General features: G+C 61.2%; 26 protein-coding genes. 6 read left to right on the top strand and 20 right to left on the bottom strand.

Going from position 1 to position 18,902, the window contains the following annotated elements; genetic code table 11:
• The first annotated feature begins 98 nt into the window (after positions 1–98).
• Complete coding sequence (gene astD, locus NAP1_RS02125; RefSeq protein WP_241761164.1) at positions 99–1,523, top strand: succinylglutamate-semialdehyde dehydrogenase; 1,425 nt, start codon at positions 99–101, stop codon at positions 1,521–1,523.
• Between the two features lie 12 nt (positions 1,524–1,535).
• Here astD and NAP1_RS15770 read toward each other — a convergent pair whose 3' ends face one another.
• Positions 1,536–2,258 carry a hypothetical protein gene (locus NAP1_RS15770; protein ID WP_007163567.1) on the bottom strand — a complete coding sequence of 241 codons (723 nt, stop codon included), beginning with the start codon at positions 2,256–2,258 and terminating at the stop codon, positions 1,536–1,538.
• A 366-nt stretch (positions 2,259–2,624) separates the two neighbouring features.
• On the opposite strand from NAP1_RS15770, the gene rarD reads away from it, so the two are divergent.
• Positions 2,625–3,545 carry an EamA family transporter RarD gene (gene rarD / locus NAP1_RS02115; RefSeq protein WP_007163566.1) on the top strand — a complete coding sequence of 307 codons (921 nt, stop codon included), beginning with the start codon at positions 2,625–2,627 and terminating at the stop codon, positions 3,543–3,545.
• Here the strand turns inward: rarD and pyrC are convergent.
• Positions 3,542–4,579, bottom strand: coding sequence for a dihydroorotase (gene pyrC / locus NAP1_RS02110; RefSeq protein WP_007163565.1), 1,038 nt, complete (start codon positions 4,577–4,579; stop codon positions 3,542–3,544). The two genes, rarD and pyrC, sit on opposite strands and share 4 nt — an antisense overlap.
• A gap of 82 nt (positions 4,580–4,661) precedes the next feature.
• Between pyrC and NAP1_RS02105 the strand changes: the two genes are divergently transcribed.
• Together NAP1_RS02105 and NAP1_RS02100 are read left to right on the top strand one after the other, a co-directional pair.
• A complete protein-coding gene (locus NAP1_RS02105) occupies positions 4,662–5,549 on the top strand; it encodes a RimK family alpha-L-glutamate ligase (RefSeq protein ID WP_007163564.1) in 888 nt (295 codons plus the stop codon).
• Positions 5,546–6,277, top strand: coding sequence for a folate-binding protein YgfZ (locus NAP1_RS02100; protein ID WP_007163563.1), 732 nt, complete (start codon positions 5,546–5,548; stop codon positions 6,275–6,277). Before NAP1_RS02105 ends, NAP1_RS02100 begins: the two co-directional genes overlap by 4 nt.
• A 1-nt stretch (position 6,278) precedes the next feature.
• Here NAP1_RS02100 and NAP1_RS02095 read toward each other — a convergent pair whose 3' ends face one another.
• The 4 genes from NAP1_RS02095 to rplU form a co-directional block, all read right to left on the bottom strand.
• The gene (locus NAP1_RS02095; RefSeq protein ID WP_007163562.1) at positions 6,279–6,875 is read right to left on the bottom strand and encodes a TetR/AcrR family transcriptional regulator; all 597 of its coding nucleotides are present in this window, start codon (positions 6,873–6,875) and stop codon (positions 6,279–6,281) included.
• A 68-nt stretch (positions 6,876–6,943) separates the two neighbouring features.
• Entirely contained in the window at positions 6,944–7,486 is a 543-nt protein-coding gene (locus NAP1_RS02090) for a GNAT family N-acetyltransferase (protein WP_040464169.1), read from the bottom strand.
• Between the two features lie 198 nt (positions 7,487–7,684).
• Positions 7,685–7,954, bottom strand: coding sequence for a 50S ribosomal protein L27 (gene rpmA / locus NAP1_RS02085; RefSeq protein WP_007163560.1), 270 nt, complete (start codon positions 7,952–7,954; stop codon positions 7,685–7,687).
• A gap of 14 nt (positions 7,955–7,968) precedes the next feature.
• Positions 7,969–8,460, bottom strand: a complete 492-nt coding sequence (gene rplU, locus NAP1_RS02080) for a 50S ribosomal protein L21 (RefSeq protein ID WP_007163559.1) — start codon at positions 8,458–8,460, stop codon at positions 7,969–7,971.
• A gap of 222 nt (positions 8,461–8,682) precedes the next feature.
• Here rplU and NAP1_RS02075 point away from each other — a divergent pair, with 222 nt between their 5' ends.
• A complete protein-coding gene (locus NAP1_RS02075) occupies positions 8,683–9,186 on the top strand; it encodes a hypothetical protein (RefSeq protein ID WP_007163558.1) in 504 nt (167 codons plus the stop codon).
• Positions 9,186–9,875 carry a Crp/Fnr family transcriptional regulator gene (locus tag NAP1_RS02070; RefSeq protein ID WP_007163557.1) on the top strand — a complete coding sequence of 230 codons (690 nt, stop codon included), beginning with the start codon at positions 9,186–9,188 and terminating at the stop codon, positions 9,873–9,875. Before NAP1_RS02075 ends, NAP1_RS02070 begins: the two co-directional genes overlap by 1 nt.
• Positions 9,876–9,926: 51 nt before the next feature.
• Here the strand turns inward: NAP1_RS02070 and NAP1_RS02065 are convergent, their stop codons facing one another.
• The 14 genes from NAP1_RS02065 to NAP1_RS02000 form a co-directional block, all read right to left on the bottom strand.
• On the bottom strand, positions 9,927–10,358 hold the full coding sequence (locus NAP1_RS02065; protein WP_007163556.1) for a hypothetical protein: 432 nt from the start codon (positions 10,356–10,358) through the stop codon (positions 9,927–9,929).
• An 80-nt stretch (positions 10,359–10,438) separates the two neighbouring features.
• A complete protein-coding gene (locus NAP1_RS02060; protein ID WP_007163555.1) occupies positions 10,439–10,882 on the bottom strand; it encodes a molybdenum cofactor biosynthesis protein MoaE in 444 nt (147 codons plus the stop codon).
• A 4-nt stretch (positions 10,883–10,886) separates the two neighbouring features.
• Positions 10,887–11,129 (bottom strand): MoaD/ThiS family protein, encoded by a 243-nt coding sequence (locus NAP1_RS02055; RefSeq protein ID WP_007163554.1) that lies wholly within the window; start codon positions 11,127–11,129, stop codon positions 10,887–10,889.
• A gap of 6 nt (positions 11,130–11,135) precedes the next feature.
• Positions 11,136–12,146 carry a GTP 3',8-cyclase MoaA gene (moaA, locus tag NAP1_RS02050; protein ID WP_007163553.1) on the bottom strand — a complete coding sequence of 337 codons (1,011 nt, stop codon included), beginning with the start codon at positions 12,144–12,146 and terminating at the stop codon, positions 11,136–11,138.
• Positions 12,147–12,180: 34 nt separating this feature from the next.
• Positions 12,181–12,513, bottom strand: a complete 333-nt coding sequence (locus tag NAP1_RS02045; protein ID WP_007163552.1) for a Rossmann fold domain-containing protein — start codon at positions 12,511–12,513, stop codon at positions 12,181–12,183.
• Positions 12,513–12,896 carry a dihydroneopterin aldolase gene (locus NAP1_RS02040; protein WP_007163551.1) on the bottom strand — a complete coding sequence of 128 codons (384 nt, stop codon included), beginning with the start codon at positions 12,894–12,896 and terminating at the stop codon, positions 12,513–12,515. Before NAP1_RS02040 ends, NAP1_RS02045 begins: the two co-directional genes overlap by 1 nt.
• 11 nt (positions 12,897–12,907) lie before the next feature.
• On the bottom strand, positions 12,908–13,795 hold the full coding sequence (locus NAP1_RS02035; RefSeq protein ID WP_007163550.1) for a class I SAM-dependent methyltransferase: 888 nt from the start codon (positions 13,793–13,795) through the stop codon (positions 12,908–12,910).
• Positions 13,795–15,201: a threonine synthase gene (gene thrC, locus NAP1_RS02030; RefSeq protein WP_007163549.1), complete on the bottom strand. Its 1,407-nt coding sequence runs from the start codon at positions 15,199–15,201 to the stop codon at positions 13,795–13,797. The genes NAP1_RS02035 and thrC overlap by 1 nt, the downstream gene beginning before the upstream one ends.
• A 73-nt stretch (positions 15,202–15,274) precedes the next feature.
• Positions 15,275–15,847, bottom strand: coding sequence for an SURF1 family cytochrome oxidase biogenesis protein (locus NAP1_RS02025; protein ID WP_007163548.1), 573 nt, complete (start codon positions 15,845–15,847; stop codon positions 15,275–15,277).
• Positions 15,844–16,224, bottom strand: coding sequence for a DUF983 domain-containing protein (locus NAP1_RS02020; protein WP_083776241.1), 381 nt, complete (start codon positions 16,222–16,224; stop codon positions 15,844–15,846). Before NAP1_RS02020 ends, NAP1_RS02025 begins: the two co-directional genes overlap by 4 nt.
• Positions 16,224–17,093, bottom strand: coding sequence for a cytochrome c oxidase subunit 3 (locus tag NAP1_RS02015; RefSeq protein ID WP_007163546.1), 870 nt, complete (start codon positions 17,091–17,093; stop codon positions 16,224–16,226). Before NAP1_RS02015 ends, NAP1_RS02020 begins: the two co-directional genes overlap by 1 nt.
• A 33-nt stretch (positions 17,094–17,126) precedes the next feature.
• The gene (locus NAP1_RS02010; protein WP_007163545.1) at positions 17,127–17,723 is read right to left on the bottom strand and encodes a cytochrome c oxidase assembly protein; all 597 of its coding nucleotides are present in this window, start codon (positions 17,721–17,723) and stop codon (positions 17,127–17,129) included.
• A 3-nt stretch (positions 17,724–17,726) separates the two neighbouring features.
• The gene (locus NAP1_RS16705) at positions 17,727–17,852 is read right to left on the bottom strand and encodes a hypothetical protein (protein ID WP_007163544.1); all 126 of its coding nucleotides are present in this window, start codon (positions 17,850–17,852) and stop codon (positions 17,727–17,729) included.
• The gene (locus tag NAP1_RS02000) at positions 17,849–18,817 is read right to left on the bottom strand and encodes a heme o synthase (RefSeq protein WP_007163543.1); all 969 of its coding nucleotides are present in this window, start codon (positions 18,815–18,817) and stop codon (positions 17,849–17,851) included. Before NAP1_RS02000 ends, NAP1_RS16705 begins: the two co-directional genes overlap by 4 nt.
• Between the last annotated feature and the right edge of the window lie 85 nt (positions 18,818–18,902).

The raw sequence follows: 18,902 nt of genomic DNA, 5'->3' as shown, positions 1-18,902 counted from the left end.
CTTTGTGGTCGCTACCAGACCGCCTGAAGCGCAAGGGGTTAACGCCCACGGATCGGTCGTCTTGCAACGCAAACCTTGAAAACCAAGCGAACGTGACAGTGACAGACCAAACAGCGCACGACACTCTTACATCCTTCTCACCTTCAACCGGCGAGGAAGTCTGGCGCGGGCCTGTGGGCGACGTAGACGCCATAGTAAGCCGCGCGCGCAAAGCCTGGCCTGCATGGGCGGCACAGGCGTTGAGCCACCGGGTCGAGGTTGCTCGCCGCTTCGCCAACGAAGTGCGATCCGACGCAGACAAACTGGCAGAACTGATCGCGCGCGAGACAGGCAAGCCGCTTTGGGAAGCGCGCACCGAAGTCGACGCGGTCGTCGCAAAGGTGGACATCTCGGTTCAGGCCTATGCAGAGCGGACCGGAAAGAAAAAGCGCGACAGCGCCCTTCAGGGAACGGCCGCTCTTCGGCACAAACCGCACGGCGTCATGGCTGTCTTGGGCCCGCATAACTTCCCGGCGCACTTGCCTAACGGCCATATGGTCCCGGCGTTGATCGCCGGGAACACCGTCATCTTCAAGCCATCTGAAAAAGCACCAGCGGTTGGAATGGCCCTGCTGGAATGCTGGAGCCGGTCGGGGATCCCCGATGGCGTGGTTCAAGGCCTTGTCGGCGGTCCTGATCAAGGCAAAGAGCTGGTCGCGCATCCGGGAATTGACGGTGTTCTGTTTACCGGAAGCGCTCAGGCCGGCATCGCGATCAATCGCAAGCTCGCGGCCAATCCTGGCAAGATCGTCGCGCTCGAAATGGGCGGCAACAATCCCCTGGTAGTTATCGATACGCCGAAGATCTCCGATGCATGCGCGCTCATAATCCAAAGCGCGTTCACGTCTGCAGGCCAGCGTTGCACCGCGGCCAGGCGATTGATAGTCAAATCCTCGATGTATGAGCCGCTCATGGCTGAATTGCTGCCGATGGCTAAACGGTTGATCGTCGGCGATCCTTTCGACAATCCGCAGCCCTTCATGGGCCCGGTGATCGACAATGAAACCGCCGATGGGCTCAGCGACTCGTTTCTTGCGCTTCTGACCTCTGGGGGCAAGGCGCTGTTGCATATGCGCAGGCCCAATCTCGATCGTCCCTTCCTAACTCCCGGTATCATCGACACGACCGAGATTGAGGATCGCCCGGACATCGAGCTGTTCGGCCCTCTTCTGCAAGTAATCCGTGTCCCAGACCTTGATGCGGCCATTGCTGAGGCCAACAACACCCGGTTTGGGCTTTCGGCCTCTCTCATCGGAGGATCGCCTGATGATTATGGGCGCTTCTGGGCGAACACACGCGCTGGGATCATCAATTGGAACCGCCCCACGAATGGAGCGTCTTCGTCAGCCCCGTTTGGCGGAATTGGCCTTTCGGGCAATCACCGTCCGGCAGCGTATTATGCCGCCGACTATTGCGCTTACCCCGTGGCAAGCAACGAGATGGAACAACCGCGCGCAAACATCGAGATTGGAATCGGCGACTAGGGTGTCACCGCCTTACTTGCGCCAATGAACCACATCCACGGCGGTCATCCCGCCCGGTCCTTCGCGAAACTCGAAGATGACCTTCTGGTCGCGCCGTTCGCCATGAAGCTGCGCAGTGGGTTGGGCATACCGAGTGATATCAAAGCGTGCCCGCTCAATCTTGGTCCAGTGGTATTCCAGCGCATCGTCGATCGAGACAGGCGTCATATATCGCACGACCCGCACGACACAGGTCCACTCATCCACCCCTGCAGCCTGTTGGACCATGCCATGCGGCATGATGGAAGAGGTCGGAGGCATGCGGGTGGACCATACCAGATCGCTATCCATGCGAGCGATGCAATCCGTCCGCGCCCCTGCTGCCTCGACCATCTGGTCTGCTGTTTTCAAGTCGGCAAAGGTGGTCTCGCTTGCCTGTGAACTGGCACTGGGAGTTACGGGGATCTGGCCGTTCTCGAGAAGTTCGAGGCGGGCCTCCTCGCGAGCTCTCGCCGCAGCGTCTTCTCTTGCTTCGATCAAAGGAAGCGGGTGGCCATCGCGATAGGCGATCACGGCATTGGCTTCGCTACGCCATGAAAGATCAGGATCGACCATCAGCGGGTCGTTAAGCGCGCGCGCCAGTTGCGGGTCCTGTGCAAGGACCTGCGCTGGTGCTTCATCGACCTGTTCGCCGCAGCCAGAAACGAACGCGAGCGTGAGCGCGAGAAAGGCAAAATGAGTGGCACGGGTCGTCATTGGCCTTTGATGCCCGACTTTGGTTAATTTTCGCTGAGATGAAGCGCTTCTTGCGCGAAAAGTTGAAAGCGCCCCCACGCCCCTTTTTGGGGTCATGGGAGCGCCTTCCGCGACTGGTGGGAGCCGCGCCCGGACCGCTTGGTGGATAGCGACCCAAGGTCAATTGAGAGACCCGCTCACAGGAGAAGGGGTGGAGAGGGGAGAGCGGTGTCTCTCAGTGTGCGTTCATCTATAGAGGGTTGAAACTGAACGAAGCGCGAAAGCGGATGTTGGTTTTCGTTCAGGTTTGCGGGTCGCTTGGGAGCGATTTGGCCGCAATCGGCGTGCTTGCGCATGGGGTCGCCGCCGCCTACTTGCCGGTGCCAGATGTCCCAGCCAAACGACCCTTCCGCTTCGCCCAGCCCTTCAGGCCTTCCAGCCGCGCTCGGCGCCTACATCATCTGGGGCTTCCTGCCGCTGTACCTGTTGCTCGTGACGGCGGTGCCGCCGTTCGAGTTCGTGGGCTGGCGCATCATCTGGACACTGCCGCTATGCCTGCTGATCGTGGCCTTCCGCAGCCAGTTTGCGGAACTGCGCCGCGCTCTCAGTAACAAGCGAACAATGCTCGCACTGTTCGCCAGTGCGATCCTGATTGCGATCAACTGGTTCGTCTACATCTGGGCGATCATGCAGAACCAAGTCTACGCGGCCAGTCTTGGCTATTACCTGAACCCGTTGCTCAACGTGCTGCTCGGCACGCTGTTGCTCGGTGAGCGGCTGAGCCGGTGGCAGTGGCTGGCAGTCGCCATCGCAGCAAGCGGGGTGGCGCTCTTGGCCGCCGGTGCGCTCACGACCTTGTGGATCAGCCTCACACTTGGCCTCAGCTTTGGCCTTTATGGCATTGTTCGCAAACAGATTGATGTTGGATCGCTACCCGGCCTCACGATTGAAAGCATGATCCTCCTCGTGCCAGCTATTGGCATCGTCGCCTGGTACGCGGCGAGCCCGGCCGGCCCTTCTTTCGGTAACGACTTATTCCTCAGCCTCGCGATCATCTTTTCGGGCGTCGTCACCGCAGTGCCGCTGTTGCTCTTTGCTATTGCGGCGCGGCGGATGGATTATTCGACGCTCGGCTTCATCCAGTATCTGGCACCGACCATCGTCTTCTTCCTCGGCCTTACCGTGTTCGGTGCGCAGCTTCGGCCAGTACAGTTGGGTAGCTTCGTCCTGATCTGGACCGCCGTTGCGATCTTCGTTGCAGACCTCTGGCTACGCAGTCGCCGGGCAAAAGCGGCCGCCGCCGCTTAGCCTACGAACCGCCAGCCGATAGTCTGCCCGCCATGCCAAGGGACGATTTCCGAGCCGACCAGCGGCAGGCTATCAGGCACTGACACCTCGGCCCGCTCCAGCGTCACCGTGTCCTCGTTTACCGGCAGCCCATAAAAGGCAGGACCGTGGAGCGAAGCAAAGCCTTCGAACTTGTCGATGGCGTCCTCTTCATCGAACACTGTGAGATAGCTTTCCAGCGCAAAAGGCGCACCAAAGATGCCCGCACACCCGCAGGCGCTTTCCTTGTCGCCGCGCAGATGCGGCGCGCTGTCGGTGCCGAGGAAGAACTGCGCATTTCCGCTCACCGCGGCCTTGCGCAGTGCAAGACGGTGACTCTCACGTTTGGCAACCGGGAGGCAGTAATTGTGCGGCTGGATACCGCCGACAAGCAAGGCGTTGCGATTGATGTGGAGATGCTGCGGGGTGATGGTTGCGGCGACATTGGGGCCGCTCTGCAGCACGAAGTCCACCGCATCGCTCGTGGTGATATGCTCGAACACGACCTTCAGCTTCGGAAAGCTTGCAACGATATCGCGCAGGTGGCGCTCGATAAATTCGGCCTCACGATCGAAGACGTCGATGTCCGCGCTGGTGACTTCGCCGTGGACGCAAAGGACGATGCCCTCTGCCTCCATCCGCTCGAACACCGGGTAGATCTTTGCAACATCGCTGACGCCATGCGCGGAATTGGTTGTCGCATTGGCTGGATAGAGCTTCGCCGCAGTGAACACCCCGTCAGCCGCTCCGCGCGCGAGGTCATTGGCGTCGGTCGTGTCGGTGAGATAGCAGGTCATCAGCGGCGAGAATTCCACGCCTGCAGGTACGGCTGCGAGAATACACTCGCGGTAATCTGCCGCCATCGCCGCCGTCGTGATCGGAGGCGTAAGGTTTGGCATGACGATCGCACGCGCGAACTGGCGAGCGGTGTAAGGCACGACCCCGCGCATGATATCTCCATCGCGGAAATGCAGGTGCCAGTCATCGGGGCGGCGGATGGTGAGTGTGTCGGTCATCGATCGCGAGCCTTAGGCGGCGGCTTCCCCTCGCGCAACGGGGGTTTCCAGCCCCTTTCATCAGCCCTAAGGCCGCAAACCAATGAGCAAGATTGCATTCCTCGCCTGCGAAACCACTCTGCCCGGCGCGGGTCAGCGCCGCAGCGACGCTTTCGAGCATGATCTGATGGTTGCATCACTCGAACCGGCGATGCGTAGTGCAGGCCTGGAATTCGCCGTGATCGATTGGGAAGCACCGCTTGAGACCTTCGACGGCGTCGATCTCGCGATGCTCGGCACGGCTTGGAATTACCAAGACAAGTCAGAGGCTTTCCTCGCGAAACTCGAAGCTCTCGAAGCTCGCGGAGTTCAGGTCTGCAATTCAGCGCAGGTGGTGCGCTGGAACATCACCAAGACCTATCTGCGCGATTTGGCCGAGCGCGGCGCTGCGACGATCCCTACGTTATGGCTGGACGGTCTGAACGCCGACGATGCCCGTGCCGCGATGGACGAGTTCGACACTGACAGGATCGTGGTCAAACGTCAGGTGGGAGCTGGCGCGGAGGGGCAGGAACTGCTGACGCGCGGAGAGGTTGGCGATGAATGGCAATTCGAGCATCCGGCGATGGTGCAACCTTTCCTCGAGGCGATCACCCGCGAAGGCGAGCTCAGCTTCATCTTTATCGACGGCGAGCTAAGCCACGCGCTGCGCAAGAAGGCGGCAGACGGCGATTATCGCATCCAGTCGCTCTATGGCGGGACCGAAAGCGTGCATACCCCCTCGCCCGGCGAAGCACAGGCTGCACGGGCCATCATCGATGCCCTGCCCTTCAATGCGCCGCTCTACGCGCGCATCGACATGCTGCGCGCGGACGATGAAACGCTGATGGTCATGGAAGCCGAGCTTATCGAACCCTATCTCTACCCCGAACAAGGACCGCAGCTGGGCGAGCGTCTTGCCAGAGCTGTTGAAAAGAGATTGAAGCTATGAGCGGCAAACTGTTGAACGACAGGGCGATCATCCGCCTTGCAGCCACCGAAGATGGCGAAGATGTGCGTGGGTTTCTCCAAGGCCTCGTTACCAACGACGTATCCGGTGAACTGCCTGTTTACGCAGCACTGCTGTCGGCGCAGGGCAAAGCAATGTTCGACTTTTTCATTTGGGAAGGCGAAGATGGCGAGATCCTGCTCGATTGCGAAGCGGAGGCAGCGGACGATCTTGCAAGAAGGCTTTCGCTCTACCGCCTGCGCCGCAAGATCGACATCGCGCGCGACGAGACACAAGCCGTTTTCTGGTCGCGGGAAAAATTTGACGGAGCAAAGCCCGACCCGCGCCTGTCCGACCTGGGGTACCGTGCTGTTGCAGAGCGCAGCGAAACTGAATCAGCCGATGCCGAATACCTAGCCTACCGCCTCAGCCAAGGCGTGCCCGAGGGCCGCGCGGAGATTGCCGATATCCTTTGGCTTGAGACAAACGCGGTGGAGCTTCACGGCGTGAGTTTCGAGAAGGGCTGTTATGTCGGGCAGGAAAACACGGCCCGCATGAACTGGCGTCAGAAGGTCAATCGCAGGCTGGTAGTGGTTCCGCTGGATCAGTCCGAAGAGAAGCGACGCAAGGCGAGCTATCCCGAGCTTGCGCTCGCCGTCGATCACCTGCGGGTGACGGACCTCGATCCCTCTACCCTGCCCGAGTGGCAGGCAGCCGGCATTTCGGACTGAGTTACGCCTCGTAGTGCTCGGCCATCGAGGCTTCGAGGTTGGCGGCAGCCCGTTCGCGCGCGGTGTCGCGCGGCAGGCCCAGCGATTTCGCAAGCGCCGCGCCGATCAAAGCATCGCCGAGCGCCAGCAGCACAAGGCTCAGAGTATCCTTGTGCACATGCAGCGGATCGTTGTGCGTTTCCGCCTCTTCCGGAGCGACCTCGTCGACCAGTTCGTGGATAGTCGTGATGATCGGATTGAGCGCGTCCTCGTTGCCGGTCAGCAGCATCCAGCTGGTGAGCGCGCCTGCCCCTTCGCGGTCGAAAGCATCGAAGGCGAGATCTACGACTTCGCGAGCCGAGCCAAGCCCAGCACGGCTTGCGCGCACGGCTTCGATGATCGTTTCGCACACGGTCTTCGCCAAGTGCTCTGCCAGCGCCTTTTGCAGCCCGGATGCCGAGCCGAAATGGTGCAGCAAGTTTGCGTGCGTGCGCCCTATGCGCGCAGCCACCGCCTTGAGCGTTACCGATTGCGGGCCTGTTTCGATCAACAGCGCGCGAGCAGCTTCAAGCGCCGATTTGCGCGATTCTTCCGGGCTTAGTCTTTTGCGACTTGTCATATTGATTGCGAGTTTAGGCCAATCGGCAGCGCCTCTCAAGCGCTGCCGGTTGGCCTTACCCGAAGGTTTTACGCGGCCCGCTTCTCGCTGGCCTCGCCCTGCGCCGCGAGATCGAGCACGAATTCAGCCGTCGGAGCCGATTCGCCGCGCCCGCACGAATGCCGCTCGACGATCCGCCCTGTCGGCTGGAACCCCAGCTTCTCGAGCACCCGGCCAGAGGCGGGATTGTCGAGGAAGTGGCCCGCGTGAACTTGCGTGTGCCCAAGCGTGCGCGCGATCTTCAACGTCGCTTCACCCGCTTCGGTGGCATAACCCTGCCCCCAATGCTCACGCGCGATCCAGTAACCGAGCTCGATCGTGTCGCTCTCGTCCATCCGGTCGATCCCGACGCAACCGATCACCTGCGCATCGCTGGCGCGGGTGATGAGGAAGCGCGGGAACAGCGGCTCGCAAGGCAGCGAGGTAAACTCGCGCGCGTCTTTCGCCGAATAAGGCCATGGAGCGCGCGCCAGGTTTCGCACGACGCCTTCATCGGCGATGCCCTTGAGCACGCCTTCCCAGTCTTCCGGCCAGATCGGTCTGAGCAGCAATCTTTGACTGCGATGAAACACGAGAACTCTCCATCTCGCCCCGCGAGTGCGCTTAGGCACGATGCGTGACAATTGCGTGGCAGCGAAAGATAATTTCGCCGAGCTGAGAGGGAGAAACGACAAGAGGGAGACGGGTCGGCCCCATCTCCCTCTTCGTTGCCGATTGCTATGATCGGCTAGGACCGTCCCGGTGGACGATCCTTTTCTTGAACCGTCCGGTTATTCGGCTGCTTCCGCAAGCATGTCTACCGACACGTATTTGCGGTCTTGCTTGCCCTTGTGGAATCGCACGACGCCCGCTTCGAGTGCGAAGAGGGTGTGGTCCTTGCCCATGCCGACATTGGTGCCCGGGTAGAACTTGGTGCCGCGCTGACGCACGATAATGTTGCCAGCGAGGACCTGCTCGCTGCCGAACTTCTTCACACCAAGACGACGACCGGCTGAGTCGCGACCGTTACGCGATGAACCGCCTGCTTTTTTATGTGCCATTGGTCTCTACGTCCTTACTTGTCTTCAGCCTTGGGCGCTGCCTTCTTGGCAGGAGCCTTCTTGGCCGGTGCTTTCTTTCCAGCGGGCTTCTTAGCCGCTGCGGTCTTCGGTGCTGCCTTCTTGGCCGGAGCCTTCTTGGCAGGTGCGGCCTTGGCTTCTGCTTCTTCCTTCTTGGGAGCAGCTGCCTTCTTGGCCGGAGCCTTCTTGCCTTCGCCTACGTCGGTAATGCGCAGGAGCGTCATCTGCTGACGGTGACCGGCCTTGCGGCGGTAGTTGTGACGGCGACGCTTCTTGAAAACGACGACCTTCTCGCTCTTCGCCTGAGCGATAATCTCAGCCGAGACGGTCACCTTCGATGCGTCAGCGATCGAATCGCCTTCGCCGGCGAGCAGAACGTCGCCCAGGGTGACGGTGTCGCCCGCTTCACCAGCGAGCTTTTCAACGGCAATCTTGTCTCCGGCGGCAACCCGATATTGCTTGCCGCCTGTGCGCACTATCGCGAACATGGCTTGTAACTCTCAATCTTGCGTGTGTGTCCGGAGAGCGACTTTGAGGCGCGACAACCGAACGACATTACGGCGCCGCGTGGTTGCAGCGCCGGAAAGAGTGGTGCCGTTAAGGGAAAGGGTGCGACAAGTCAACGCCTCACGACCGACAAATTCGCGGTGAGTTCACACCAATTGGCGTATTTGCGCGCCTACGATCCCGTGATAGTCGGGAAAGGGACGATGAAAAGCTATTCTTGCAAATTTGTACTGACAGGTACCGCCGTGCTGACGTTGGCTGCGTGCGCTGGCGATTCTGATCGCTATCCCTCGCTTGCGATACGCGATGCGGAGCGGGCGTCGGGTCAGTTTACGCCTGTTCAGACGCCGGCTCCGGCCGCGATCACACCTGCCGATCGTGCCAGCATCGGTGCGGCGCTCGAGCAGGCTCGCAGTACCCATGAACAGTTCATGGCACAGCAGCCCGCCGCTCTCAGCTTGGCCCGCTCCGCCAGCGGCAGGGGGAATGACAGCGACGTGCGATCACGCGCTCTCGTGGCGGTTGCGAGCCTGTCATCTCTAAGAGGACAGACCGCGATTGCGCTTGCTGATCTCGACCGGATGGAAGTCGAAGCAGCAACCAGTTTCGCCGCTATCGAGGACATTCGAACCGCGCAAAGCTATGTCGCGCGGCTTGCAATGGAACAGGATGAAATGCTCGAAACTCTGAGTGAGGTGATGCGCTGATGAACCTTGCCTGCGCAACCTGCCCGGTAAAGGACAGCGCGGCCTGCGCGGTCCTCACGCCTGAAGAACGCGACGCACTCGCCACCGCCGGCCGCACGCGGACCTTGAAACGCGGAGAAATGCTGTTTGCTGCGGGCGATGACGAGGCCGCTTGTGCGACACTCGTCAGCGGCGCGCTGAAAGTGAGCGCATACGATCAGGACGGAAACGAGCAGATCCTCAGCCTCGTCCATCCCTCGGGCTTCATCGGCGAGCTGTTTACGCCATTTGCCCATCATGACGTCGTCGCCCTTACAGAGAGCCGCCTTTGCACCTTTGCCCGCGTCGATATCGAGCGGGCGATTGACGACTACCCCGCTCTCGCCCGTGCCCTGCTGCGTCGCAGTCAGGAAGACCTGCTGGCGACCCGCAACCTGCTCGAACTGACAGCCCACGCCAGCGCCGAGGCGCGGCTAGCGGCGCTGCTGCACGATTTTGCGGCTGCTGCGAGCGATTCGTCGTGCCATCTCGCTTCGTCATTCGAATTGCCGCTAACCCGCGGCGAGATCGCCAACATGCTTGGCCTTACGATCGAGACGGTGAGCCGCAAGCTGGGCGAGCTCGAAGAGATGGGCGCAATCGCGCGCAAAGGAAAACGCGGGATCGATGTGCTCGACCCCGCGCTTCTTCAGGATTTATCGGGGCGCTAGGATCCCTTCAGCGCCCCGGCGGGTTTCCACTCCCGTCCCCCGCAAAACCTGTCAGGCTACGAACGCCGCGATGGTTACGATCGCGATGCCCCAGGCGACGATCAATACCGGAAGGATGAGCGTCTGGATCGCTGCATCGCGCGGTGCGAGGCGACCGGTAGCGGTCATGATGCCGCCTTGCCCGAACTTGCCAAGCGTCATTGGGCGCGAGCCATTTTCCTTGAGGCGGGTCCAGATCGACGGGACACCGAACCCTGCGACGATGAACAGACCAAAGATCACCATCGGGATGGCCAGTTCGGCATTGCCGAATGCTGCGGTCATCAGGCCAAGAAAACCGAAATAGCAAGCAACGGTCGCACCATAGAAGAAGGTCGGAAGTTCGAAGTTGCGGTCGGCTTCGACCTGATGGCGCGGTGCGACGGGCGCTTCGACAAGACGCGCATTGCCGCGGGCGAGTTGTTCATGAATTTGCTTGCTCATGGATGTTCTCCTTCGTTGAAAGGAGAATTAGGTCAGGTGCTCAGACACCACCTTGATCCAAATCAAACAAATGCGGTTTTCTAGCTCCAGCGCGCAAGGTCGGCGTGATCTTCAATGCGAGGTTCGATCCAGTGCCATTCGCCGCCACGCTTCTCGCGCTTCCAGAACCATGCCGCGCTCTTGAGATGGTCCATGCAGAAATCGACCGCGAGGATGGCATCGCGCCTGTGCCTTGCGGCAGCGCCAACAAGGACGATGGGATCACCGGGGCCCATTGTTCCGATCCGGTGGATCATGGTGAGGCCCATTAGGGCGAACCTCTGCTCCGCCTGCGCGGCGAGCTCTTGCATCCCGGGCAAAGTGAGCGGCTCGTAATGCGACAGCTCCAGCGCTTCCACCCCGCCGCTCGCGCGGACCTTTCCCACGAAACTCGCGATCCCTCCAGCATCGGGCGTGGCCGCTGTCAGGGCTTCAAGCTCCGCGCCAGGATCCATTGGTGTTTCGAGCAGGCGAATGTCGCGCAAAGGACTACCCGCCGCTCACCGGCGGAAGCAGCGCGACCTCGTCGCCATCCTTTGCCTTCAATGCAGTCTTGTCAGCGAGTACGCGACCCGCGCATGCGACGTTGACGCGTTCCTGCTGAAGCTGATCGGCAACCTCTTCGCCCACAGAGCCAAGAAGCCCCGACCAGTCGAGAGGCGCTTCAACTTCGAGCGTCTCTGCGCCAGCCAAGTCGCGCAGGGGGCCAAGGAACAGGATCGTCACGGCCATGTCCGATTACCCTCCAGTCATAGACATATGGCGGACGAGCGCGGGGTCGGCGCCTCGCTCATCCATGCGGAAATGGTGACGCTCTGGCTTGATCAGCATCGCCTGATCGAAAGCGCGGGCAAGTTGCTCTTGCGGATCGTCCGAACGCAGCGCCGCGCGCAAGTCGACCCGCTCGCCGCCTCCAAGGCACGGATAGAGCTGCCCGGTCGCGGTCACGCGGATGCGATTGCACCAGTCACAGAAATTGTGCGTGTGTGGAGTGATGAAGCCGAGCCTGCCGCCGGTTTCCTCCACATCGACATAACGCGCGGGACCTCCGGTCGATGCCGCGTTGTCGGTAAGCGTCCAGCGCTCTTCCAGCCGCGTGCGCACCGTATCGAGTGGAAGGTACTGGTCGAGGCGCTCTTCCTCGACATCACCCAGCGGCATCACTTCGATCAGCGTCACCTCGTGGCCCTGCCCGTGCGCCCATCCGATCAAGTCGGGCAGTTCCTCCTCGTTGGCACCCTTCAAGGCGACGGCGTTGAGCTTGACCTTGAGCCCCGAGGCTTTTGCCGCCGCAATCCCATCAAGCACTCGTGGCAAAGCGTCGCGCCGCGTCAGCTTCGCGAATAGTTCCCGGTCGAGCGTATCGAGCGACACGTTGACCCGCCGCAACCCCGCCCTGACCAAGGCATCGGCATGATCGGCAAGCTGGGTCGCATTGGTGGTCAGGGTCAGCTCCTCGAGCCCCTCACCCAGCTTGCGGCCAAGCGCGCGGATGAGATCGACGATATCGCGGCGCACCAGCGGCTCTCCGCCGGTGATGCGTATCTTCGTCACCCCGCGGTCGATGAAGCCGCTTGCGAGGTCGTAGAGCTCTTCGAGCGTCAGCACTTCGCGCTTGGGCAGGAAGGTCATGCGCTCTGGCATGCAATAGGTGCAGCGCAGGTCGCAGCGGTCGGTGACCGACAGTCGCAAATAGGAGATGCGCCGACGAAAGCTGTCGACCAAAGGCGCGCGCGGCTCCCCGCTCATATCCAGCGTGTCGCGTGTTCGTGAGGAGCCAAGCTCAGTCATGCGCCTGAACATAGTGCCCCGTGACGCCGGGCGCATCTTTCAAATAATCAAGGACGCGATCGAGCGCCGCGCCCGGCTCACCGCCTGCAATGTTCACCCGCTTGGGCGCGTAGGTGCGCGCCAGATCGCCTGCGAGAGACTTGCGCCAGCCATCATGGTCCGATCCTGCAGGCGGCAGGGCAACGGTGAGCGACAGGCAGGCAGCATCCTCGATCGCCTCGCGCACGATCGGGAGCATTTGCGAGACGAAGAATGTGTGCGCATTGAGCGCGCCTTGCGGCAGGTCGCGCTGGCATTCCCAATCGACGTGCCGCGCTTCGCCCATCAATCGGCAGGACGTTCGCGGTGGAGGGTAATGCCGATTTTCTCGTTCGCCTCGGCAATCGCAAGTTTCACGATCTTCACCGTGACCGCTTGCACGCGCCTGTCCTGCACGAAGAGGGTCTCGCATATGTGGTCGGCCACCGCTTCGATCAGCTTGAAGTGAACCCCTTTCGGGAGGCCCTCTCCAGCTGCGAATTTCAGGTCCATGTAGTTCTTGCTCGCATCTAGCGGCGTATCCGGCTCGTAGCGATCGGCGACATCGTACCGCGCCTGGATCGTGATACGCAGCGGCTGCGGCTTGCCGGTTTCCTCTGAATAGATGCCGGTCAGGACATCGACTTCGAGATCGGCGACTTCGAGAATGAGCGAATCGGTGTTGTTCATCGTCTCGCCCCTTAGCCGGGATTGCTCCAGCGCGCGAAGATTGCGGTAGGGAGCAAGCGTCCGCCCTCGCCCTCTTCGCGCACGGCTAAATCGCCGTGCTCGATCTGGCCGGGGAGGTCGCGCAGCGCTTCTTCGAGCAGACCGGCGATAGCGAGGCTGCTCATCCGCACGGCATAGACGGTGAGAAAAAGGAATGCGCTCCTGTCGTCGAGCAGCTTTGCACAATCGCCGACGAGGGAGGGCAATCCCTCTTCCAATCGCCAGGTCTCATTCTTTGGACCGCGCCCGAACTTGGGCGGGTCGAGGATGATGCCGTCATAGCGACGCTCCCGCCGAACCTCGCGCGCGGTAAATTTGGCCGCGTCGTCGACCAGCCAGCGGATCGGGCGATCCTCCATTCCTGAGAGTGCAGCGTTGTCGCGAGCCTGCGCCACCGACTTCTTGGAAGCATCGACATGGGTGACACGGCCATGGTCGCTCAACGCGAGCGACCCGACCCCCGTGTAGCCGAACATGTTCAGCGTCTCGGCATCAGTGCGCCCAGCGAGTTGCGCTCGCATCCAGTCCCATACGGGCGCCATATCGGGAAAGAATTGGAGATGGCGGAAAGGAGTCGGCTGCGCTGTGAAGCGAACGTCGTTCCAACCCAGCTCCCACCCATCTGGAACATCTGGCGTGAGGTTCCAGCGACCGCCGCCGTCTTCGTCCGAGCCGGACACGAATTCACCCGCTGCGGGCCAGTCGGCAAGGCGCGGTTGCCACATTGCCTGCGGCTCGGGACGGATGAACGCATGCGGGCCGAAGGATTCGTATTTGCGCCCCGCTCCACTATCGAGCAGGCGGTAGGCGTCCCAGCCCTCGCACTCCATGACGACCGGTTGTTGAACAAGTTTGGCCATCAGATCGCCGACGGGGTCGCCGTCTGAAGCACGAAATCGCGCGACGCCTCGTAGTCTCCGCCAAGCTCGGTGAACATCTCTTCGCGACCAAACAGATCGCCGACCCGCGCAGGCAAGGAAGGACGCACGCCCACGGCGCGCTCGACCGCATCGCGGAATTTCGCTGGGTGCGCGGTTGCCAACGTCACGATAGGCGTACCAGGCGCAATACCCTCGGCAACCTGCGCCGCGTGAAGTCCGACACCGGTATGCGGGTCGATCACCTGTCCGGCATTGCGATACGCCCATTGCAGGGCGCGGGCGGTTTCGTCCTGATCGGCGCGTGCGCTCGAAAACAAAGCCGAGGCGCCCTCGCGCTGCGCATTGGTGAGTTGCATGGCTTTCGATGCATCGAAGCCAGACATCTGATGAGCCATCGCAGGTCCATCTCGCCCGCCAACATCGAACAGTAGCCGCTCGAAATTGGAGCTGACCTGGATGTCCATCGAAGGCGTAATTGTAGCGGTGGTTTCACCCGCCGAATAATCGCCTTTGGTTAGCGCGCGGTGGAGGATGTCGTTCACGTTGGTCGCCACGATCAGCCGCTCGATCGGCAAACCCATCTGCGCGGCGACGTAGCCTGCGAACACGTCGCCAAAATTGCCTGTTGGTACGCTGTAGGCAATCTTGCGATCAGGCCCGCCAAGCTGGAGTGCGGAGTAGAAGTAGTAGACCACTTGCGCCATCAACCGCGCCCAGTTGATCGAGTTGACTGCGCCGAGGTTCAGCGTGCCGGTCACGCTCTCATCGGCGAACATCCGCTTCACGTGGCGCTGGGCGTCGTCGAAGCTGCCTTCGATCGCGAGATTATGGACGTTGGGCGCGCGCACCGTCGTCATCTGGCGCCGCTGGACTTCCGATACTCGGCCCGAGGGGTGGAGCATGAAGATCTCGACCCGTTCGCGCCCCGCCACCGCATTGATCGCAGCCGAACCGGTATCACCGCTAGTCGCGCCAACGATGGTCAGACGCTCGTCACTGCGGGCAAGGAAGATCTCGAACAGGTGCCCGAGCATCTGCAGCGCGACGTCCTTGAATGCGAGCGTCGGGCCGTGGAACAGCTCAAGCAGCCAATGCGTCTCATCCATCTGCACCAACGGGGTCACGGACGCATGACCGAAATCGCCGTATACCGTCTCGCACAGCTCTTCGAGTTCGTCCTCGGTCAGCGCGCCCTCGACAAAGGGTAGCATGATGCGTGCGGCAAGCTGCGCGTAGGACAGTCCGCGCAGCTCACGGATCTCTTCGTGGCTCAGGCGCGGCCATTCGCGCGGCAGGTACAGACCGCCATCCGAAGCGAGCCCGGCAAGAGTGGCTCCCTCAAAGTCGAGTGTCGGCGCGGAGCCTCTGGTGGAGATGTATTCCATTGTGCGCCTGCGAATAGCTGCGAGCCCGTTCCGGGGCAAGAAACGCAATGTTGCAAGTCCCCCACCGAGGCTTTCAGTCCCGCTTTGCCTTTCGCGATTTGAGAGCAAGGAAGTAGATGACGAGCGCTGTCAGCGCGAAGAAGAACCACTGCCCAGCATAAGCCAAATGATTGTTGGGAAGGTCACCCGGATCGGGCTTGGCCAAGGGTGCGAGCTCGGCGACCGGCGGGTCGGCCACCAGTCGCGGACCCGGTGCAATGATGCCGGTGACCTCGCCGCCGCTCCACTCCGGCATTTCCAGATCGCGCGTGAAGCCAAGATCGATGGTGATCGGGCTGTCAGGGCTCTCGCCCGCGCATCTCACGCGCATCGCCCAACCCTTCGCGCCATTGAAAGCTGTGCCTGCAACTGGGTCACTGCCTAGCACCTGCGTGCAATCGACCGTGCTTCGGCGAAAGAGCACAGATTCAGCATCGCCTTCCTCAGGGAAATTCACCTCGTCCTGCACCCCAGTGGCGGCGGCGTAGTTGGCGATGAGCGCGGCCTTCTCATCGGCCCGGCCCAACTGCCAGATTCCGAGTGCGACCATGGTCGCCGCCGCTGCCACGACTAGGATTGTCGGGATAATCGGAATTCGCGAAGTCATTCGCCTTGGTCCTCGCGGTTTTCGTATGAAGCATGAAGCAGCGTAGTCTTGAACAGGCGCAGCGCGAAGATCACGATGCCGACCGTCAGCGGCGCCCAGACAACCGCCTGAAGCCAGAGTGGCGGTCGCACTGTCTCTTCGATGCCATATGCGATCATGATGAGGATAATCGCAACCAGCGCTGTAAGCACGCCTGCAAATCGTCCTCCGCGTTCAAGCTCGCCCAGATCGATACCGCAATGCGTGCATTTGAGCGCCACGCGCGCGGGTGCTTCGAACAGAGTTCGTTCTCCGCACTGGGGGCATAAACCCAAAAGGGCAGCCCGGAAGATACCGGACTGCCCTTTGGTTTGGTCAGGGCCGCGGCCCGAACTCATCAGTGGTATTCAGCGCCCCAGCCGCCCCAGATGTAGACGACGATGAAGAGGAACAGCCACACCACGTCAACGAAGTGCCAGTACCACGCAGCCGCTTCGAAACCGAAGTGCTGGCGCGGGGTGAAGTGGCCCTTGTATGCCCGGAACAGGCACACGGCGAGGAAGATCGTTCCGATCAGAACGTGGAAGCCGTGGAAGCCGGTCGCCATGTAAAAGGCTGAGGAGTAGGTGTTCCCACCAAAGCCGAACGGAGCAACGCTGTACTCGTAGGCCTGGATGAAGCTGAACAGGATGCCGAGCGCAACAGTCGCCCAAAGACCCTGCTTGAGACCTTCGCGATCACCATGGATCAGCGCGTGGTGCGCCCAGGTAACCGTGGTGCCCGAGCAAAGCAGGATCAACGTGTTGAGCAGCGGAAGGCTGAACGGATCGAGCACTTCCATGTTGGCCGGGATGAACTGCGCGATCGAGCCTTCTTCGCCGAAGAGGCTCGTCGTGGTGTCGGCGGATGGATCGTATTCGAGCGCGGTCGGGAAAAGCGCGAAGTCGAAGAAGCTCCAGAACCAACCCACGAAGAACATCACTTCCGATGCGATGAACAGGATCATGCCATAGCGCATGTGCAGCTGCACAACCGGGGTGTGATCGCCGCGCTCGGCTTCGACCACAATGTTCTTGAACCACATGAAGAAGGTCGCGATCAGACCGGCAAGGCCGAGATACATCACGATCGATCCGGTCGAACCGAACAGGTCCGGATAGAAATTGAGCACCATGCCGCTGGTGAAGCTGAGTGCCGAGATCGAGCCGACCAGCGGCCAGATATCGGGCTCAAGAATGTGATAGTCGTGGTTTACGTTGCCAGCCATGATGGTCGTTCCCGTCCCTAGGATGCGTGTGACTTATTGCGAGCGGTCAAGAGCACTCGATACGGGCTCTTTCGCGCGGTGAAAAGTGTAACTCAAGGTAATCTGTTCGACATCGGCGATCACGTCATCTTCGAGGATCGCCGGATCGACGTAATACAGCACCGGCATGGTGACTTCCTGCCCCGGTGCGAGCGTCTGCTCGGTAAAGCAGAAGCACTGGATCTTGTTGAAATATGCGCCCGCCTGTGCGGGTTCGACATTGAAGGTCGCGGTGCCGGTGATCGGTTCGTCCGACAGGTTGCGCGCGGTGTAAGTCGCCATATCGCGCTGACCAATGCGAACGGTGTCGGTCGACTGAGTCGGTGCGAACTCCCACGGCACATCGCGCGCCATCGAGGCATCGAAGCGGATCGAAATTTCGCGGCCAAGGCCAATAGAGGCTGCACGATTGGCGTCGGCCTCGCTCGCAACCTGAGTGGTCCCGCCAAATCCAGTCACACGGCAGAAGAGGTCATACAGCGGCACCGCCGCATAACCCATGCCAAGCATGGCCAAAGCGCCTAGCATCGCCAGGATGCCGGTGCGCAGGTTCTTGCGCGCGGTATCGTCGTGAAGGGGAGCGCTCGCCATCGATCAGTCTCCGATCCGGACCATGGTGATGGCGTAGAACAGCACGGCGAAGAACAACAGGGTTCCGCCGACCACGTAGTTACGTGCCTTCTGGCGGCGCTTGAATTCGGTTTCTTCGTCAGGCGTCATGCTAGCACCCCTGCACCGATGATCCCGTTGTTCTCAAGCACGCGGTCAGCAACCAGCGCTGCGAACAGGATGAACAGGTAATAGATTGAGAACTTGAACAACCGGATTTCCGGCTTCATGTCCTCACCTTCCTGGCGATTGCGCAGGCCCACCGGCCATGCGAGCGCGAAGAACAGAATCGAGAGCGCGACGGCGAAAGAGCCGTAAACCCAGCTCGTCCCGCCGATCAGCCAAGGTGCGATTGCCACAGGTGCAAGCAGCACCGTGTAAGCCAGGATCTGGTGGCGGGTGTGACGTTCGCCCTTCACCACCGGCATCATCGGAATGCCGACATTGGCGTAGTCGGTCTTCACGAAGAGAGCGAGCGCCCAGAAGTGCGGCGGCGTCCACATGAAGATGATCGCGAAAAGCAGGATCGGCATTGCGGTGAGTTCGCCGGTGACTGCAACCCATCCGATCAGCGGAGGGAATGCGCCCGAACCGCCACCAATCACAATGTTCTGCGGCGTGCGCGGCTTGAGCCACATCGTGTAGATGACCGCGTAGTAGATGATGGCCGCGAACAGCAGCCCAGCGGCGAGCCATCCAATCGCGACACCCATCACGAAGACGGACACTGCCGAAAGGAAGATACCGAAGTCGCGCGCATCCTCGCGGCGCATGCGGCCACCGGGCAGCGGGCGATTAGCGGTACGCTTCATGCCAGCATCGAGATCGGCTTCCCACCAGTGGTTGAGAGCAGCCGATCCGCCCGCACCCATAGCAATCGCGAGCACGGCCGTGAAGCCAAGCACCGGATGGATCGAACCGGGCGCTGCGAGAAGGCCGCAGATCGCGGTGAAAATCACCAGCGTCATGACTCGCGGCTTGGTCAGCGTGAAGAAGTCACGCCACTCGGTCGGCAGCTTTGCAGCAACCGCGCGCGTCGCGTTTTCGCCAGGGATGATGTCAGCGGTCTGGTTCATTGTTGTATCTGTGAGAGAGAGCGCACCTCGCGGCGCGCCCTCTCATTGTCTGGTCTGTTGGCCCACCTGAGCAGGCAACCCTCAA

Source organism: Erythrobacter sp. NAP1, from assembly GCF_000152865.1.
Lineage (GTDB): Bacteria > Pseudomonadota > Alphaproteobacteria > Sphingomonadales > Sphingomonadaceae > Erythrobacter.
This window is presented reverse-complemented; position numbering and strand designations above follow the sequence as displayed.

Coding starts and splice junctions, on each gene's coding strand:
- NAP1_RS15770 (WP_007163567.1), bottom strand. CDS start 2,258: ATGACGACCCGTGCCACTCATTTTGCCTTTCTCGCGCTCACGCTCGCG.
- rarD (WP_007163566.1), top strand. CDS start 2,625: ATGTCCCAGCCAAACGACCCTTCCGCTTCGCCCAGCCCTTCAGGCCTT.
- pyrC (WP_007163565.1), bottom strand. CDS start 4,579: ATGACCGACACACTCACCATCCGCCGCCCCGATGACTGGCACCTGCAT.
- NAP1_RS02105 (WP_007163564.1), top strand. CDS start 4,662: ATGAGCAAGATTGCATTCCTCGCCTGCGAAACCACTCTGCCCGGCGCG.
- NAP1_RS02100 (WP_007163563.1), top strand. CDS start 5,546: ATGAGCGGCAAACTGTTGAACGACAGGGCGATCATCCGCCTTGCAGCC.
- NAP1_RS02095 (WP_007163562.1), bottom strand. CDS start 6,875: ATGACAAGTCGCAAAAGACTAAGCCCGGAAGAATCGCGCAAATCGGCG.
- rpmA (WP_007163560.1), bottom strand. CDS start 7,954: ATGGCACATAAAAAAGCAGGCGGTTCATCGCGTAACGGTCGCGACTCA.
- rplU (WP_007163559.1), bottom strand. CDS start 8,460: ATGTTCGCGATAGTGCGCACAGGCGGCAAGCAATATCGGGTTGCCGCC.
- NAP1_RS02075 (WP_007163558.1), top strand. CDS start 8,683: ATGAAAAGCTATTCTTGCAAATTTGTACTGACAGGTACCGCCGTGCTG.
- NAP1_RS02070 (WP_007163557.1), top strand. CDS start 9,186: ATGAACCTTGCCTGCGCAACCTGCCCGGTAAAGGACAGCGCGGCCTGC.
- NAP1_RS02065 (WP_007163556.1), bottom strand. CDS start 10,358: ATGAGCAAGCAAATTCATGAACAACTCGCCCGCGGCAATGCGCGTCTT.
- NAP1_RS02055 (WP_007163554.1), bottom strand. CDS start 11,129: ATGGCCGTGACGATCCTGTTCCTTGGCCCCCTGCGCGACTTGGCTGGC.
- moaA (WP_007163553.1), bottom strand. CDS start 12,146: ATGAGCGGGGAGCCGCGCGCGCCTTTGGTCGACAGCTTTCGTCGGCGC.
- NAP1_RS02045 (WP_007163552.1), bottom strand. CDS start 12,513: ATGGGCGAAGCGCGGCACGTCGATTGGGAATGCCAGCGCGACCTGCCG.
- NAP1_RS02040 (WP_007163551.1), bottom strand. CDS start 12,896: ATGAACAACACCGATTCGCTCATTCTCGAAGTCGCCGATCTCGAAGTC.
- NAP1_RS02035 (WP_007163550.1), bottom strand. CDS start 13,795: ATGGCCAAACTTGTTCAACAACCGGTCGTCATGGAGTGCGAGGGCTGG.
- thrC (WP_007163549.1), bottom strand. CDS start 15,201: ATGGAATACATCTCCACCAGAGGCTCCGCGCCGACACTCGACTTTGAG.
- NAP1_RS02025 (WP_007163548.1), bottom strand. CDS start 15,847: ATGACTTCGCGAATTCCGATTATCCCGACAATCCTAGTCGTGGCAGCG.
- NAP1_RS02020 (WP_083776241.1), bottom strand. CDS start 16,224: ATGAGTTCGGGCCGCGGCCCTGACCAAACCAAAGGGCAGTCCGGTATC.
- NAP1_RS02015 (WP_007163546.1), bottom strand. CDS start 17,093: ATGGCTGGCAACGTAAACCACGACTATCACATTCTTGAGCCCGATATC.
- NAP1_RS02010 (WP_007163545.1), bottom strand. CDS start 17,723: ATGGCGAGCGCTCCCCTTCACGACGATACCGCGCGCAAGAACCTGCGC.
- NAP1_RS16705 (WP_007163544.1), bottom strand. CDS start 17,852: ATGACGCCTGACGAAGAAACCGAATTCAAGCGCCGCCAGAAGGCACGT.
- NAP1_RS02000 (WP_007163543.1), bottom strand. CDS start 18,817: ATGAACCAGACCGCTGACATCATCCCTGGCGAAAACGCGACGCGCGCG.